At 54.4% G+C, this 15,216-nt stretch carries 16 protein-coding genes; 8 read left to right on the top strand and 8 right to left on the bottom strand.

Translation table 11 applies throughout. The features are described 5' to 3' along the window. Window positions 1-236: 236 nt before the first annotated feature. Genes dhaK through dhaM form a run of 3 tightly spaced genes read left to right on the top strand, consistent with a single transcriptional unit; the run spans window position 237 to window position 2,222 of the window. Window positions 237-1,232, top strand: coding sequence for a dihydroxyacetone kinase subunit DhaK (dhaK, locus tag HGKM_RS02810; RefSeq protein ID WP_019133825.1), 996 nt, complete (start codon window positions 237-239; stop codon window positions 1,230-1,232). 1 nt (window position 1,233) lies between these two features. Then, the gene (gene dhaL, locus HGKM_RS02805) at window positions 1,234-1,833 is read left to right on the top strand and encodes a dihydroxyacetone kinase subunit DhaL (protein WP_019133824.1); all 600 of its coding nucleotides are present in this window, start codon (window positions 1,234-1,236) and stop codon (window positions 1,831-1,833) included. A 2-nt stretch (window positions 1,834-1,835) separates the two neighbouring features. Beyond that, the gene (gene dhaM / locus HGKM_RS02800) at window positions 1,836-2,222 is read left to right on the top strand and encodes a dihydroxyacetone kinase phosphoryl donor subunit DhaM (RefSeq protein ID WP_019133823.1); all 387 of its coding nucleotides are present in this window, start codon (window positions 1,836-1,838) and stop codon (window positions 2,220-2,222) included. Window positions 2,223-2,286: 64 nt separating this feature from the next. On the opposite strand, the gene HGKM_RS02795 is transcribed toward dhaM, so the two are convergent. Further along, window positions 2,287-3,903, bottom strand: coding sequence for a Na/Pi cotransporter family protein (locus HGKM_RS02795; RefSeq protein WP_019133822.1), 1,617 nt, complete (start codon window positions 3,901-3,903; stop codon window positions 2,287-2,289). Between the two features lie 122 nt (window positions 3,904-4,025). Beyond that, window positions 4,026-4,583: a citrate lyase holo-[acyl-carrier protein] synthase gene (citX, locus tag HGKM_RS02790; RefSeq protein WP_019133821.1), complete on the bottom strand. Its 558-nt coding sequence runs from the start codon at window positions 4,581-4,583 to the stop codon at window positions 4,026-4,028. Between the two features lie 188 nt (window positions 4,584-4,771). On the opposite strand from citX, the gene citD reads away from it, so the two are divergent. The 5 genes from citD to HGKM_RS02765 all read left to right on the top strand — a co-directional run bounded on the left by citD (window position 4,772) and on the right by HGKM_RS02765 (window position 9,664). Then, window positions 4,772-5,065 (top strand): citrate lyase acyl carrier protein, encoded by a 294-nt coding sequence (citD, locus tag HGKM_RS02785; RefSeq protein WP_019133820.1) that lies wholly within the window; start codon window positions 4,772-4,774, stop codon window positions 5,063-5,065. After that, entirely contained in the window at window positions 5,062-5,955 is an 894-nt protein-coding gene (locus HGKM_RS02780) for an aldolase/citrate lyase family protein (RefSeq protein ID WP_034578910.1), read from the top strand. Before citD ends, HGKM_RS02780 begins: the two co-directional genes overlap by 4 nt. Beyond that, the gene (citF, locus tag HGKM_RS02775) at window positions 5,952-7,499 is read left to right on the top strand and encodes a citrate lyase subunit alpha (RefSeq protein ID WP_019133818.1); all 1,548 of its coding nucleotides are present in this window, start codon (window positions 5,952-5,954) and stop codon (window positions 7,497-7,499) included. Before HGKM_RS02780 ends, citF begins: the two co-directional genes overlap by 4 nt. Window positions 7,500-7,548: 49 nt before the next feature. Beyond that, a complete protein-coding gene (locus HGKM_RS02770) occupies window positions 7,549-8,859 on the top strand; it encodes a 2-hydroxycarboxylate transporter family protein (protein WP_019133817.1) in 1,311 nt (436 codons plus the stop codon). Window positions 8,860-8,977: 118 nt separating this feature from the next. Then, on the top strand, window positions 8,978-9,664 hold the full coding sequence (locus HGKM_RS02765) for a GntR family transcriptional regulator (protein WP_172634681.1): 687 nt from the start codon (window positions 8,978-8,980) through the stop codon (window positions 9,662-9,664). Window positions 9,665-9,686: 22 nt separating this feature from the next. Here the strand turns inward: HGKM_RS02765 and HGKM_RS02760 are convergent, their stop codons facing one another. The 6 genes from HGKM_RS02760 to HGKM_RS02735 all read right to left on the bottom strand — a co-directional run bounded on the left by HGKM_RS02760 (window position 9,687) and on the right by HGKM_RS02735 (window position 15,215). Beyond that, window positions 9,687-9,935 (bottom strand): AbrB/MazE/SpoVT family DNA-binding domain-containing protein, encoded by a 249-nt coding sequence (locus HGKM_RS02760; protein WP_019133815.1) that lies wholly within the window; start codon window positions 9,933-9,935, stop codon window positions 9,687-9,689. Between the two features lie 135 nt (window positions 9,936-10,070). After that, window positions 10,071-11,144, bottom strand: a complete 1,074-nt coding sequence (locus tag HGKM_RS02755) for a [citrate (pro-3S)-lyase] ligase (RefSeq protein ID WP_019133814.1) — start codon at window positions 11,142-11,144, stop codon at window positions 10,071-10,073. Between the two features lie 15 nt (window positions 11,145-11,159). Beyond that, window positions 11,160-11,918 carry a triphosphoribosyl-dephospho-CoA synthase gene (locus HGKM_RS02750; protein WP_019133813.1) on the bottom strand — a complete coding sequence of 253 codons (759 nt, stop codon included), beginning with the start codon at window positions 11,916-11,918 and terminating at the stop codon, window positions 11,160-11,162. An 85-nt stretch (window positions 11,919-12,003) separates the two neighbouring features. Next, complete coding sequence (locus tag HGKM_RS02745; RefSeq protein ID WP_019133812.1) at window positions 12,004-12,942, bottom strand: AEC family transporter; 939 nt, start codon at window positions 12,940-12,942, stop codon at window positions 12,004-12,006. A 216-nt stretch (window positions 12,943-13,158) separates the two neighbouring features. Beyond that, a complete protein-coding gene (gene lsrF / locus HGKM_RS02740) occupies window positions 13,159-14,040 on the bottom strand; it encodes a 3-hydroxy-5-phosphonooxypentane-2,4-dione thiolase (RefSeq protein ID WP_019133811.1) in 882 nt (293 codons plus the stop codon). Window positions 14,041-14,078: 38 nt separating this feature from the next. Beyond that, a complete protein-coding gene (locus HGKM_RS02735) occupies window positions 14,079-15,215 on the bottom strand; it encodes a substrate-binding domain-containing protein (protein WP_019133810.1) in 1,137 nt (378 codons plus the stop codon). Window position 15,216 lies beyond the last annotated feature (1 nt).

The raw sequence follows: 15,216 nt of genomic DNA, 5'->3' as shown, positions 1-15,216 counted from the left end.
TAAATATGAGCCCCAGCCAGGGTCGGGCTTCCCTGGCTAGCGGTAAATATGAGCCCCAGCCAGGGCCGGACTTCCCTGGCTAGCGGCAATTATGAGTCCCAGCCAGGGCGCCCTCCGCAACCCAACACCACCCCCCTCCACATGAAATCCCTTTCCTTTTTCTTGCCCTGGGCTAGGCCGGAAGATATAATACAAGATAGATGGATGTATGCGAAACCCATGAAAAGGAGGTTCCTATGAAAAAGCTCATCAATGTAGCGGACAATGTTGTCGAAGAAATGATTGAAGGGATGGTCATGGCCCACCCGGACCGGATCAAGCGTGTCGAGGGCACCAATGTGTTGGTGCGGAAGGATGCACCGGTGGACAAGGTAGCGGTCATTTCCGGAGGCGGGTCGGGACATGAGCCGGCTCATGCGGGCTTCATCGGCAGAGGGATGCTGGATGGGGCTGTGCCCGGACAGATGTTCACCTCCCCCACACCGGACCAGGTCTTGGAATGCATCAAGGCGACGGACTCCGGCAAGGGTGTCTTCATGATTGTCAAGAACTACACCGGCGATGTCATGAACTTTGATATGGCCGCAGAGATGGCCGGGATGGAGGAAATCAAGGTGGAGTCCGTCGTTGTCAATGATGACGTAGCGGTGGAAAACTCTTCCTTCACCACCGGACGCCGGGGCGTGGCCGGAACCATTTTCGTCGAGAAAATTTTAGGGGCTATGGCGGAAGAAGGCAAGTCCTTGGAGGAAATCAAGGCCTATGCGGACAAGCTCATTCCCCAAATCAAGTCCATGGGTATGGCCATCAAGGCCTGCACGGTTCCTTCATCCGGTGAAGAATCCTTCCACTTGGAAGATGATGAGATGGAAATCGGGATCGGGATCCACGGCGAGCCGGGAATCCGGAAGGAAGCCCTCAAGCCGGTCAAGGGTATTGTCGAGGAATTGATGGACAAGATCCTGGCGGAGCTGGACCTGTCTGACGGGTCGGAAATCGCCCTCATGATCAACGGCATGGGCGGGACCCCCCTCCAGGAACTCTATGTCATCGCCCATGATGCCCATGTCTATCTCAAGGACAAGGGCATTGCCACCCATAAGACCTATGTGGGTGACTACATGACCTCCATTGATATGGCCGGTTTCTCCCTCTCGGTCATCAAGCTGGATGAGACCTCCAAGAAGTACCTGGATGCTCCGGCGGACGCCATTGCTTGGCGGGAGGTATAGTGTGAATATTGTTGAAGTGAAAAAGACCTTCGGGGAAATGACCCGGGTCATTGAAGAAAACAAAAAGCTCCTCCAGGAGCTGGATACGGCCATCGGTGACGGGGACCACGGCTTCAACCTCAACCGGGGGATGCAGAAGGCCAACGAAGATGTCCAAAACATGGATTTCCCCGACCTCAAGACCCTCTTCTCCAAGGTGGCCATGGACTTCATCTCCACCATCGGCGGAGCCTCCGGCCCCCTCTATGGGACCTTCTTCATGCGGTTCGCTCCTGTTTTCGCCGGAAAAGAAGAGATCACCCGGGAGGACTTCAACGAAGCCTTCCAAAAAGGGGTGGAAGGAATCAAACAAAGGGGTGGAGCCAGCGTCGGCGATAAGACCATGGTTGACGTCCTGGAGCCGGTCTCCCAAGCCCTCCAGGAAGGCAAATCCCTCCAGGAAGCGGCCGCACTCGCCAAGGAAAAGATGGAAGCCACCAAGGACTACCAGGCCAAAAAAGGCCGGGCCTACTACCTGGGCGAGCGGTCCATCGGCCACATCGACCCCGGCGCCTGCTCCTCCTGCCTCCTCATCCAATGCCTGAGTGGAAATGAGGACTAGCCATGGTTGAATTCCTCATCCTCTCCCACTCCAAAAACCTGGCCCAAGGGGTGAAAGAGCTGGCGGAGCAGATGGCCCCCGATGTCCCCATCCAAGCCATTGGCGGAGACAGCGAAGGAAATCTGGGCTCCGACGGTGAAAAGATCATCCAGGCCATCAGCCAAGCCGGACCGGAAGGCCTCTTCGTCCTCTTCGATATGGGCTCCTCCATGATGAATGCCCAGATGGCCCTGGAAATGGCCGACCCTGAGGTCCAAGACCGGGTCTTCCTGGCCGACCTTCCCCTGGTGGAAGGGGCCGTCCAGACCGCCGTCATGGCCCAGGGCGGAGACGATTTTCAAGCCCTCAAGGCCTATGCCCAGGAAAATAAGGCGGGCAAACTTTTTTAAGACAAACCCATCAAAAAAAGGACGGTGTCAGAAACATCTGACACCGTTTTTTTCTGTCCGAAAATCAGTCATCCAGGTCGATATTGTCCTGGAGGGCTTCCGCTATGCTCTGGTAGTGGAAGGCAATCCGAGAAACAGAGGTCATGAGGGAGTTATACTGGAGGCCGGATTCGCCGTCGCAGTCCCCCACCCCAATCCGGTCAAGGTGGTTGTTTTCAAAAACATCCAGGATGCCGTCGAAGTCTTCGACCACCCGGATGGCGCTGGAGAGGTCGCCTTCAAACTCGTCAAAGTCTTTGATCGCCTCATAAATCTGGTCCATGTAGGTCCCCATGATCCGAATTTCTTCCCGGGCCTTATCCGAGAAGACGACTTCACGCTCCTCATTGGCCTCCGCCAAGCTGCAGATCTTGAGGATGTAGTCCCCGATCCGCTCGATGTCGGCCAGGATCTTCAGGTCGTTGGTCAACATCCGGGATTGGACCTTGTTGAGCCGGCGAGTAATCAGGCGGACCGTTACTTCATTGAGCTTGCCGTTGAGGTAGTGGATGGTCTCCACCTTTTTCCGTACCTCTTCCTCATCTTCCGGTTTGTAGTCCAGAACCAGGTCCAGGGCCTCACCCACCGCCTCTCGGCAGATGTTGAGGGTCCGGGAAAGCTCCAGGTGGATATTGGCGATCAGGACCAAGTTATCCCCGAAGGTGTCCGACTTGACATAAAGGAGCTGCCGGGGCTCGGACCGCTTGGCCTCTCCCGGGACCAGGAAGGTAGCCAGCTTGGCAAAGTGGCGAGAGAAGGGAAGGAGGAGGAGGGTGGTAGAAATATTAAACACCGTATGGAGGAAGGCAATCTCCGCCGCCGGTGCAGAAGGCGCAAAGGCGATGATCCAATCTTGGATGGGCAGGAGGAGGGAGATGACTAAAAAGATCACCGTCCCCAGAAGGTTAAAGAGAACGTGGGAGAGGGCCGCCCGTTTGGCATTTATGTTGGCGTTGATTGAGGCCAGTACGGAGGTGATGCAGGTCCCGATATTCTGGCCCAGGACCACATAGTAGGAAATGTGGAAGGGAACCAGGCCCTGGTTGGCCAAGGTTTGTAGGATACCGACGGAGGCCGAAGAGGACTGGATGATGGCGGTAAAAATCGCTCCGAAGGCAATGGCCACTAGGGGCGAAGACAGGGTTTTCAGGAAGTTGATGAAGAAAGGCGACTCCCTTAAGGGAACCATAGCCGCCGACATGGCTTCCAGGCCCATGAAAAGAAGACCTAAGCCCATGACCACCTTGGACCAATAGTTCCATTTGGAGTGGTGGCGGAGGGAGATCAGAAAGCCGATAAAGGCAATAAAGGGGGCAATCCGGGTGAAGTCCATGGCGATGAAGATGCCGGTCACCGTGGTACCGATGTTGGCACCCATGATGACGTTGATGGCTTGGGCCAGGCTCATGAGCTGGGCATTGACAAAGCCCACCACCATGACCGTAGTGGCCGAAGAGGATTGGATAATTGCGGTGACCAGAAAGCCCACCATAACGCCCATGAACTTATTGGAAGTGAGTCGGTTGAGGATGGACTGCATCTTGGAACCGGCAACCAGCTCCAAGCCTTCCGACATCAAGGACATTCCATACAAAAAGAGGGCCAGGCCTCCCAATAGAGAAAAGATATGCCAAATATCCATAAATCCTCCCGGATTTCCGATTTCAAGAAAATGGCCTACTTTAAAAATTAACGTGGTTTTTACACACTATTTTTATTATAAAGGATAGGATGGGATTTTCCCAGGAGGAAGGTGAGATTTTTCTAGGATTTAAAGAATCCCTCCTTGGCCAGGCTTTCCTCGATGAATTGGACCATATCTTCCACCGCATGGGCCCGGGAAGAGGCACAGACCTTGGCCGGCTGGTTGCATAGAAAGCACTTTCGCTCCGGAAGGCCCAGGTCCTCCCGACTGACCGCCCCCGACCGGGTCGAATCCGGCCCTCCTTCCACGTCAATGTCATAGAAGCGGCCAAAGACCTCATGGTCCTCCAGGGTGACCATGTCCCTTTTCACCCCACTGATGTCCCGGTCCAGGACCAAAAAGGCCTCCGGTCCTGTGGGCAGGTCAGGAAAAATCTCCCGGACGACCGGCGGCTTGGTCGCAAGATCCAGGGCCTCCTCTATGGCCCCAAGTCCCTCCCGGAAGAGCTTCCGAATCCATGGATTGTTCTTGACTGGCCCCGGAATATTCAGCTTAAAACAGACCACCGTTGTCTCCGGCCGGTCCGCCAAAAGCCGGTCAATCCGGCGCCGACGACTTTCCCGGTTCTCTAAAACCTCTTCCAGACTTGGACGATCCCCGTCCTGAAAATGATTCACAAGCTGCCTCCTTGAAGGTGTTTTACCTTGTTGTTCAAAGTGTTTTTTTAATGGTTATTCCTCGGATTCTATAAACTTTCTCTTTCTCCACCGATATAATAAAGTTAAGTTTAAAAGAGTTATCTTTTCTTTTATTCTATTTTTTCATCCGAACTTGTTTTTGTAAAGTGCATAGAAAAGGAGGAAGTATGGAACTGATCCATCGGGCTATAGCCGGCACCCTGGAATCCAGCGATGCCCAGGTGACCGTAGAGCCCAGCGATGCCCTCACCATCACCATCGAATCCTCGGTCAAAGAGCAATTCGGCCGACAGATTCAGGAAAGTGTGGAAGAGGTCCTGAAAAACCTGGAAGTCAGCAAGGGAAAAATCAAAGTGGAGGACAAGGGCGCCCTGGACTGCACCCTTCGGTCCCGCGTCCAAACCGCCATCTTCCGTTCGGTCGACCAGACCAGCAACCTGCCTTGGGGGGTGAAGCTATGAGAAGAAGCATTCGTCGTACCATGATGTTCCTCAATACCCAAAAGGCCTCTTTGGTCAAGGACCCCTACGTCTATGGGCCGGACTGCGTCATCCTGGATTTGGAGGATGCGGTTTCCCAGTCGGAGAAAGACTCGGCCCGGATCCAACTCTACAACACCCTGAAATACCTGGACTACGGTGATGTGGAAAAATGGGTCCGGATCAACGCCCTGGACACCGAATACTTTAAGGAAGATATCCGAGCCGCTGTAGCCGGTGGCTGTGACGGAATCCGGATCCCCATGTGCGAGACCGCCAAGGATGTCCAGCTGGTGGAAAAGCTGGTGGGGGAAGCCGAAGAAGAATTCGGCCTGAAGAAGGGGGCAGTCCTCCTCATGGCCGCTCTGGAAACTCCCCTTTCCATCATCAACTGCTATGAAATCTGCACCTCCTCCGACCGGCTCATGGGTGTGGCTCTAAGCGGTGGTGACTTTGCCCGGACCATGCAGGCCACCACCACCAAGACCGGGGAGGAATACTTCTACGCCCGCTCCGCCATCGTCCTTTCGGCAAGGGCCGCCGGAGTCATGTGCTTTGACACGGTCTTCACCGACCTGGACGATATGGACACCCTCCGCAAGGAAACCCAGATGATCAAAAATATGGGCTTTGACGGCAAGTCCATCGTCAACCCCCGCCAGATCGAGGTCATCCATGACGTCTTCACCCCGAGTGAAGCCGACATCGCCTCGGCCGAACACATCATCCTGGGGGTCAAGGAAGCCGAAGCCCAAGGCATCGGCGTCCTGACCGTCGACGGGAAGATGGTCGATATTGCCCACGTCGAAGGCGCCAAGCGGACCCTGAAGCTGGCCAAAGCCGCCGGCGTCTATGAAGGAGGTCTGGTATGAAAAATGCAGTCCATCGCGAAATCCCCGATGCCCTTCTGAAGGACGGCGTCGAAGCCTTCCAAGGGGCCTTCTATCGGGATAACTATGAATTCAAGAAAGCCGCCCCAAAAATTTGCTCCCAGGTCCAGCCCGGAACATCCAAAATGCTGGATTCCATCAAAGAAGCCGTCGAAAAGACCGGCCTCAAGGACGGGATGACCATCTCCTTCCACCACCACTTCCGCAACGGCGACTACGTCTGCGCCATGGTTATGGAAGTCATCCATGAGATGGGGATCAAGGACCTCTATATTTGCGCCTCTTCCTTGGGCAAGGCCCAGGCCTCCCTGGTCCCCATGATCGAAGATGGGACCATCACAGGAATCTCCTCTTCCGGGGTCCGGGATGAAATCGGGGAAGCCCTTTCTTCCGGCAAACTCAAGAACATCGCCACCATCAGAACCCACGGGGGCCGTGTCCGGGCCATCGAAACCGGCCAGGTCCACATCGACGTCGCCTTCATCGGGGCCTCCAGCTCCGACCCCTATGGCAACGCCTCCGGCAAGGGCGGCAAGGCCGATTGCGGTGTCCTCTCCTATGCCAGCGTGGATGCCCAATATGCTGACAAGGTCGTGGTCATCACCGACACCTTGGTCGACGCCCCCAACCTCCCCGCCCCCATCCAAGGCGTGGACGTGGACTATGTGGTCAAGGTCGACTCCGTCGGCGATCCCTCCAAGATTGCCTCCGGGGCCATCCGGATGACCAAGGACCCCCGGGAGCTCAAAATGGCCAAGGCCTGTGCTGAAGTCATCGCTGCCACCCAATGGTTCAAAGATGGCTTCTCCTTCCAGACCGGAGCCGGCGGGGCTTCCCTGGCTGTCACCCGCTTCCTCAAACCCTTTATGGATGAGCGGGGAATCAAGATGGGCTGGGGCATGGGGGGAATCACCGAACCCATGGTAGACCTCCTCCGGGAAGGCTACATCCGGAAGCTGGTCAACGACCAGGCCTTCGATATCGCCTCCGTCGAATCCGTCTACACCGACCCCGGCCATGTGGAAATTTCCTCTTCCCAATATGCCAACCCCATGAACAAGGGGGCTTTCGTCAACTACCTGGATTACGTCATCTTGGGGGCCCTGGAAATCGACACCGACTTTAACGTCAACACCGTCCAAGGCTCCGACGGAACCATTCAAGGGGCTCCCGGCGGCCATCCCGACACCGCAGCCGGTGCCAAGTGCACCATCATCGTCGCTCCCCTGATCCGGAGCCGGCTGGCCACTGTCCGTCGCCAGGTCACCTCAGTTACCACCCCCGGTGAGACCGTGGACGTCCTGGTCACCGACTACGGCATTGCGGTCAACCCCAATCGCCAGGATATCCTGGAAGAGCTACAGAAAACCCGCCTCCCCTTAGTCACCATCGAGGAACTCTGCGACAAGGCTGAGGCCATCCTGGGCAAACCTGAGCCCATCCAGTTCACCGACCAGGTGGTCGCCGTGGTGGAATACCGCGACGGGACCATCATCGACACCATCCGCAAGCCGGCCTCCCGCTAGTCCGGGACCGGCTTTCAAGTGGAAATCCATCGTATTCTTGGAGGAAATTATGGAAAAGAAAAAAAACCTGAGACTCTTCGGAGCTCCTTGGTACATCACCCTGGCCTGCGTGGCCGTCATCTATCTGGGCGCCGCCCTGGGTGTCCTGAAAGGCAACCTCCCCCACGTCATGGCCCTCATGCTGGCCATCGGTATCCCCCTCTATGAAATTGGCGAACGGATCCCCATCTGGAATACCCATATCGGTGGCGGTATCCTCCTCGCCTTCCTGGGGACAGCCACCTATGTTCACTTCAACCTGATTCCTGAGGATCTTTTAAAAGGGATTGATGCCTTCATGGGCGACCAGGACTTCCTCACCTTCTTCATCATCGTTCTCATCACCGGGTCCGTCCTCTCCCTGGACCGGAAGATCCTGATCCGCTCCTTTGTGGGCTACCTGCCTGCCATCCTAGGCGGGGTCCTGGGGGCAGCCATCCTCGGCATCGCTATCGGCCTGGTCTTTGGGATTGCCCCTGGCCGGATCATCACCCACTACGTCCTTCCCATCATGGGCGGAGGCAATGGCGGCGGTGCTGTCCCCCTGTCCGAGATCTATGAGGGGGTCACCGGCGATAAGGCCGTCAACTACTACAACTTTGCCATTATCATCCTGACTATTGCCAACATTTACGCCATTATCACTGCTGCCCTCCTCAACGGGTTGGGTAGAAAGAAGCCCGCCTGGACCGGGGACCGCAGCACCCTGATCCGCGGATCCGAACTATCCGGAAATGAGGAAGAGAAGGAAAAAGCGGTCCTTCCTGAAATCAAGGAAATCGGCGCCGGCTTCCTGGTCGCCCTGGCTTCCTACGTGGTGGGTACCATCTTCGGCAACTACCTCCTGCCCACCATCTTCGGCTTCCCCATCCACCGCTTGGCCTACATGATCATCTTCGTCGTCATTCTGGCCGGCTTGGGCGTCATCCCTGCTGAAGTCCGGATGGGCGCTAAGCGCTTCCAAGCCTTCTTCACCAAGGTCTTCCTGGTCGTCATCATGGTTGGTGTCGGCATCGACCTTGACCTGGACGAACTCTTCGCCACCCTGACCTCCGTCGAGAACATCGTCGTTCCCCTCTTCATCGTGGTTGGGGCCATTGTCGGCTCCGCCGTCGTCGGCTGGCTGGTGGGCTTCTACCCCATCGACACCGCGGTCACTGCCGGTCTCTGCATGGCCAACCGTGGCGGATCCGGCGACCTGGCCGTATTGGGCGCTGCCGACCGGATGGGCCTCATGGCCTATGCCCAGCTCTCTTCCCGTTTGGGCGGAGCCATCGTCCTCATCATCGCCTCCATCTCCTTCTCCTTCCTCTTGCTCTAGGGACGAGGAGACAAGCCTACAAAAAAGACCCCTGCCGGATTCCCCGGCAGGGGCTTTTTTTTTGATTTTCTGGTAGAATAGGAGAAAGTAAACTCATCCATGAATGAAAGAGGAAGCCATGTCCCAAGTCAGCCTATCGGAAGACGTCTACCGAAAAATTCGAGAAAATATCTTTAACGGCACTTTTTCCGTCGGTATGCGGATCAATGAGGTCAGCCTATCCAAGGACCTCCATGTCTCCCGTACCCCCGTCCGGATCGCCCTGAAGCGGATCTATGATGAGGGCCTCCTGGACTACAGCCGGAACCAGGGCTACCGGGTCCGGGTCCTTTCTGCCGAGGACATTGACGAGATCTTCAAAATCCGCCTGGCCCTGGAACTCCTGGCCTTCCGGGAGGCCGCCAACCGGATGACCCCCCAGGACTATGACCACCTGAATGAAATCATGGAGGATACCGCCCGGGCTATCGCTTCCAAGGACCTCCCCCAGATCATTGAGGCCTCCGCCCGTTTTAACGATGCCATCTATGCCTATGCCCAACTCCCCCGCCTCTCCTTCATGGTGGAGCGGCTCAAGGAATACCTCCTGGCCTTCCGAAATGTCTCCTATAAAGATGAAGAATCCTCCCGCCGGGAGCGGGCCTTCTTTGAGCACAAGGCCATCATCAAGTCCATGAAAGAAAAGGACTTTGACACCCTGGCCCTCCAAATTGAAGACCACCTTCTCTTAGCGCGGGACTATCTCATGAGCCAGGTGAGTGAATTTAAAAAGACCCATGCCGACCTTTTTGAGCCTTATGATTAAAAGAGAGTATTGGGCTTTCTCATCATTCATACCGCACTTCGTCAACTAACTTTTGGACATCCTCATCACCTTTCAGTTTTAGTCTTTCAGCAACTCCCTCAAAGGCAGTCTGCGCCTCATAAATTGCTTGATCGGAGGCGTTTCCGATCGTCATTTGACCTTCCCTATTTTTGACAAAAAGAACCTTATCGCCGGTTTTAAGATTTAATGCCCGTCTAACCTCAAGAGGTACGGTAATCTGTCCACTTTTTGAAAGTTTGGCTAAATTCATATCATAACTCCTCTCTTTTCTTGAGATCTCAAGTTTTCTTGATTTTCTTTATTTTAACATTTTGCCAATAAAAAAAGAAGACCTATACCGTCCCTATCAGCGAAGGAAAATATGAGTCTTCTTTTAAAATTAGAGTTATGCGTCTGACTCTTTGATCCCCTGAAGGGGATCTTTTTTTAAGGCCTCCAAAATAGGCTGGGCTTCCGGGCTCTCCAGGAAGGCTTGGCTGGAGGGGGGAAGGAGGTGCTTGGCTTCCACTAACCGGCCCTGGGCCAAAAGCCGGCGGACGGTGGAGGCGGAGATGGCCTCTCCCCCATCTTCCAGGCGGGGGATGATTTCAAGCCGGGGCTTGCCCGGATTGGGGGGACCGGCAAAGACGGCCTCCATTTGTTCGTTGTAGGTCCGGGTGGCCGGGCTGAAGGGCTCCTCTCCGACAAAACGTAGGCTGATCCCCAAGGCCGGAGCGATATGGTTTTTGAAGATCTTGGCGTCCAGCCGGGCCTGGATGGCGGTCGCCTGGTCGGCTTCCTTGAGGAAGTAGGAGGGAAATACCGCCCGGGAGACCATATAGGATTCGGTGGTCAGGACATGAACCCGGTCCAGGTGGGCTACTCCTTCCTCCATGAGCCGCTTTCGGATTTCAAAGGGAAAGACCGAGGAGGGGTCGGAGACGGCGAAAAGGTAAAGTACATCACTGGCCTTCCGGGCAGCCTCCACCAGGGCCAGGTGGCCCCGGGTGAAGGGGTTGGCGTTCATGACGATGGCCGCCACTTCCTTTTCGTCCCCCCTCTGTGTCTTTTCCTTCCACTTTCGGAGCCCCTCCAGGTAGACCGGGAAACCCTCTTCGGCTCGCTCGAGGAAGACCAGGTCCTCCCCCACCCTCTCGATCTCTTGGAAGGAAAGGGCTTCGAAGGCCCGTACGGATTCCGGCTTGGTGTAAACATAGAGGCGGTCATAGCCCGCATGGTAGATCTCCTGGATCATCTGGGAGAGAAGGGCATTGAAGACGGATCCTCCCCGGTGGTCCGGGTCGACAGCCACGCATTTGATGATGTTGTCCAGTCGGGAGACCGACCCCACCAGAGTCTCTCCCTCAAAGAGGCCCAGGGTTCGGTTGATGGATTCTTCCGGCCGGATCCCGGCATTCTCCAGAAGACCTTCCCAGGCCTTCCGGTCATAGGCTGATTCTTTTACCCAAAGCGTCCGCATAGCATCTACTCCTTGTCAGGCCCAGGGGAGGGCTTCCAGGGTCCGGATGGTGGTGAAGAGGTCCGCCACCCCTCCGGATGAGATTTTCTGATCAACATAGTAGGAAGAAAGGTCCTCAGCGGCCCGAGCCCTTTCCTTGGGGGCCATGGTCAAAATCTCCCCGGCCCGGGCCTGGAGCTTTCTGAGCATAGGGAGGGAGGACCGGGCGATGGTGGTGGTGTCATCCACCCGGGCCAGGAGCTGGAGGGTCAGGTCCCCGTCCTTCATGGACCGGAAATCTTCCATTCCCTGGAGGAGGAAGGAGTAGCCCGAGAGGGGGATTTGCCGGATGTCCCGGACCCCCTCCCGGTTGAGAAGGGCGGATTTGGGGAAGGCCCCCTCCCGGTAGTCGGCCTGAAGGGGGGCGGCCAGGTCCCGGATATAGGGGGTCAAGTCATCCCAAACCACTCCCCGGATCCAGGCCAGGAGGAGGAAGGTCTGGAGGAAGACCAGGCCCTTGTGGGTGTTGATCCCCCCTGTCGCCTCCATCATGGCCCCTTCCACCTCCAGGCCTAATTGGCGGAGGTCCCGGAAGTCTTCCACACTGTCCCAGTCTGCTTGGCGGAAAGCCCGGAGGATCCCCTCCCGGGACCGGAGAAAGGTCCGGTAGTCCATGTCATCATGAGCCCCTTGGCTGGTCATGGTCACGCAGCCATAGCCCAAGTCCCGGTCCAGTTCCCGTCTAATGGCCCCGCCCAAAACATCCAAATATGTCTCAATATCTCTCCCCTGCATATGATCCCCTCCTATTAGGTCTATTTTACCAAAGAAAAAGACCGACCCGCCGGCCGGCCTCAGGAAGAACAGGAAAAATACAGACTTAAATCAGGGTCAGACTCTTCAGAACGAAGATGATAAAGAAGAGGGAGAGGGAAGAAAGAAGGGTGGTGTAGACCAGGATTTGCCCCGCCAGCTTTCCGTCGTTGCCCATGGCTTCGGCCATAGCATAAGAGGAGATGGCCACTGGTGAGGCAAAGACGGCCAGGAGGGCCACAATGCCTCCCCCATGGATGCCCAGGAGGGTGGCTGCCCCCAGGGTCAAGAAGGGAACCAGGAGGAGGCGGATGAAGACCGACCTCACCAGCTGGTGGGAATAGGCCTTGGTGGCGGAGAAGGAGAAGGCGTGGCCCAGACCGATCAGGGCCATGGGCGTAGCCATGGATCCTACCCTCTGCAGGGGCTGGACCAGGATGTCAGGCAGGTCCAATCCGGTAAGTTTCCAAAGGAAACCCGCTAAAATGCCCAGGATCAGGGGATTTTTGGCAATCTTGACAAGGACCCCCTTAAGTCCTTCATGGTCCTCCGACCCGTAATAGGAGAGGGCAAAAATAGACAAGAGGTTAAACAAGGGGATGACGACAGGAATCAAAAGAACCACGATCCCCGCATTGTCCTCGCCCAGGAGGGCCGCCCCCAAAGGTGCCCCGAAAAGGATGTAATTAGACCGGTATGACGCTTGGATCAGGACTCCCTTCTGCTTTCGGGGGAGGTCCTTCCGGTCATAGTAGAACCAAAAGACGAGAAAGATGAGGAGGATACCGATAAAGGCAAAAAGATAAAGCCCGGATAGGCTTCCGATATCCACCTGGGTCTTTGCCGTGGTTAAAAAGAGATGGATGGGAAGGATGAGCTTGAAGACCACCTGGTTAAGGATTCCGGAAAGATTCTCCACCTGGATGAAGCGGCGGGAAACAAGGCCCAGGGTCATATAAAGCAGAAAGGGAAAGACAACGCGAAGGGAAAAGAGGATATTTTCCATGAAGACTCCTATGGGTGACTAAAAAAAATCTTTGGTTCTTATGCTGGCTGACAATCAATTATTAATTATATAGGTATAAAAATATTATTCAACTTGACGGAAACCTCCCGAGATGTATTCCAAAACAATAAGAGCTACAAATGACGGATGACCGCCATGCTGTAGCTCTTATTGCACTATATTTGGAGGGTTTTGAAATGAAATGTCAGGAATCGATTATCTGTGGATGAGGTCCTCATAGAATTCATAGGCTTCTTTGTCCGTAAAGCCTTCATGGACGACCTTATTGACGGCTTGAATCATTTCTACCGGATGCTGACTCTGGAAGATATTTCTTCCCATATCAACACCGTGTGCGCCCTTCTGTAAAACAGAATAGGCTAAAGTCAAAGCTTCTTTTTCAGGAATCTTCTTCCCGCCAGCCACAACGATGGGAACTGGACATGCTGCCACGACTTCTTCAAAGTTTTCGCAATCATAGGTCTTCACCATTTGGACGCCCATCTCGGCAATAATCCGCGTGGCAAGTTTAAAGAATTTGTCTGTTCTCTCCAATTCTTTCCCTACCGCGCAAACACCCATGGTGGGAATGCTGTATTTCATGCCGTCATTAATCACTCTATTGACATTATCCAAGCTGGAAAGCTGACCCTGACTACCAATAAAGATTTGAACTGCCATACAATCCGCATTCATCCGGATGGCATCTTCAATATTGACAGCGACCACTTCATGACTCAGGTCATCTTGGAGCATTGAAGAGCCAGAGGTCACCCGGAGAGCAACCGCTGAAGTAATTTCTGGAGGGAGAGTAGCCCGGATAGCACCTCTTGTTCCCATAAAGCAATCCACATAAGGCGCCAGCTTGGGGAGGAGGAGATCCAGCCTTTCCAGGCCAGATGTCGATCCCTGGAAATATCCGTGATCGAAAGCAAACATCACAGTGTTTCCACTATCTTTGTTAAAAATGTTGGACATGTGCTTTTTCATGCCCCAGTCTAGGGAGTTAATACCCTTGAGGAAGAAGCCCTTTTGGTTGGCAAAGGGCTCTTCTAAATGGTAATTTTTTGCTACCTTAAAATTATCTAAATCAGCCAAGTAATGCCTCCTTAATGTTTTAAAGAGAAGGAATCGTATTAATAGTTGTAATCGTTCATATTGTCCTTAGTGAATACAAGTCTTTCGGGCAGGATAACTACTCCGTTATTCTCGTCTGCAGTTGCAGCACCTTCAGCAATAGAGTTATTAGGAAGAACTTCAACTTCACCGATTCCAGGAATGTTAATCTTATCGCCAACCTTAACCTTGTTGCCAGCAGCCAAGTACGCAGCTACATAGCAGCCCATGGCTCCCTGTGTTCCGCAATCCCAGAGACCCCAATTATAGATGGTGTCATTCTGGCAATACTGCTTGATGGAGTTAGGGGAAGAGAAGCCAGTAATGGTCACGTCTTTTTTGCTAAGGCCTTTGTTTTCAGCTGCCTGGAGCTGGCCGGGTAGAGCGGTAGAGTCGTTGCAGATGATCAGGTCAATGTCCTTGTGGGCATCAAGAATGGCTTCACCAACTGTAATCGCTTTTTCAGCATCCTGTTCCGAGTAGTAGTTGTCCGGCTGAACGTTTGTCCAGTTTGGATACTTTTCCTTAATCAGCTTTTCACCCGCAACCTGCCAGGAATTCTGATCAGTAACAGTAGCTTGAGAATAGTGCCATGCGTACTTAACAGGATCTTTTTCGGGATCAATTCCACGATCCTTCAGGCCAGCAACACTCATGTCAACCAGCATCTGGGCAAGAACTTCGGGTGTTCCCTGAGAAACCATCAGTTCACGGTCATCAACCTGACTATCGGAATCCCAAGTACAAACCGTCAGACCTGCTTTTTTTGCTTCTTTTAAGGCATCTGATACGCCAGCAGCATCCACGGTTGAAATACAGATTGCATCAGCGCCTGAAGCAACGGCCTGGTTAATAACAGCAACCTGGGCAGATACAGAAGCGGTGGAGTCACCAATGTAGTCGACTTTGAAGCCGGCTTCTTTGGCAAACTTCTGAGCGCCGTCATTGGCGGATTCGAAGAAAGCATTCCCTGTTAATTTTGGAATAAAAGCAACCGTCTTTCCTTCAACGCTTGCCACAGTCGTACTCTCTGCAGGAGCGCTTGATTCCGCTGCACTTGAACTCTCTTTGGACTCAGCGGGTTTTTCTCCGCCCTGTCCGCATGCCGTCAGAACCAGTGCAAATACCATTAGTAACGCTAAAATTCTTTTTTTCATA

The sequence above is a fragment of the Kallipyga massiliensis ph2 genome, from assembly GCF_000311985.1.
GTDB lineage: Bacteria > Bacillota > Clostridia > Tissierellales > Peptoniphilaceae > Kallipyga > Kallipyga massiliensis.
The sequence above is the reverse complement of the archived record's forward strand: the minus strand, read 5'-3'. Positions and strand labels throughout refer to the sequence as shown.

What these genes read in the sequence shown, in the direction of transcription:
- HGKM_RS02765 (WP_172634681.1), top strand. Translation starts at nt 8,978, where the DNA reads ATGTCCCAAGTCAGCCTATCGGAAGACGTCTACCGAAAAATTCGAGAA.
- HGKM_RS02755 (WP_019133814.1), bottom strand. Translation starts at nt 11,144, where the DNA reads ATGCGGACGCTTTGGGTAAAAGAATCAGCCTATGACCGGAAGGCCTGG.
- HGKM_RS02760 (WP_019133815.1), bottom strand. Translation starts at nt 9,935, where the DNA reads ATGAATTTAGCCAAACTTTCAAAAAGTGGACAGATTACCGTACCTCTT.
- citD (WP_019133820.1), top strand. Translation starts at nt 4,772, where the DNA reads ATGGAACTGATCCATCGGGCTATAGCCGGCACCCTGGAATCCAGCGAT.
- HGKM_RS02745 (WP_019133812.1), bottom strand. Translation starts at nt 12,942, where the DNA reads ATGGAAAATATCCTCTTTTCCCTTCGCGTTGTCTTTCCCTTTCTGCTT.
- dhaK (WP_019133825.1), top strand. Translation starts at nt 237, where the DNA reads ATGAAAAAGCTCATCAATGTAGCGGACAATGTTGTCGAAGAAATGATT.
- HGKM_RS02795 (WP_019133822.1), bottom strand. Translation starts at nt 3,903, where the DNA reads ATGGATATTTGGCATATCTTTTCTCTATTGGGAGGCCTGGCCCTCTTT.
- HGKM_RS02780 (WP_034578910.1), top strand. Translation starts at nt 5,062, where the DNA reads ATGAGAAGAAGCATTCGTCGTACCATGATGTTCCTCAATACCCAAAAG.
- citF (WP_019133818.1), top strand. Translation starts at nt 5,952, where the DNA reads ATGAAAAATGCAGTCCATCGCGAAATCCCCGATGCCCTTCTGAAGGAC.
- dhaM (WP_019133823.1), top strand. Translation starts at nt 1,836, where the DNA reads ATGGTTGAATTCCTCATCCTCTCCCACTCCAAAAACCTGGCCCAAGGG.
- HGKM_RS02770 (WP_019133817.1), top strand. Translation starts at nt 7,549, where the DNA reads ATGGAAAAGAAAAAAAACCTGAGACTCTTCGGAGCTCCTTGGTACATC.
- HGKM_RS02750 (WP_019133813.1), bottom strand. Translation starts at nt 11,918, where the DNA reads ATGCAGGGGAGAGATATTGAGACATATTTGGATGTTTTGGGCGGGGCC.
- HGKM_RS02735 (WP_019133810.1), bottom strand. Translation starts at nt 15,215, where the DNA reads ATGAAAAAAAGAATTTTAGCGTTACTAATGGTATTTGCACTGGTTCTG.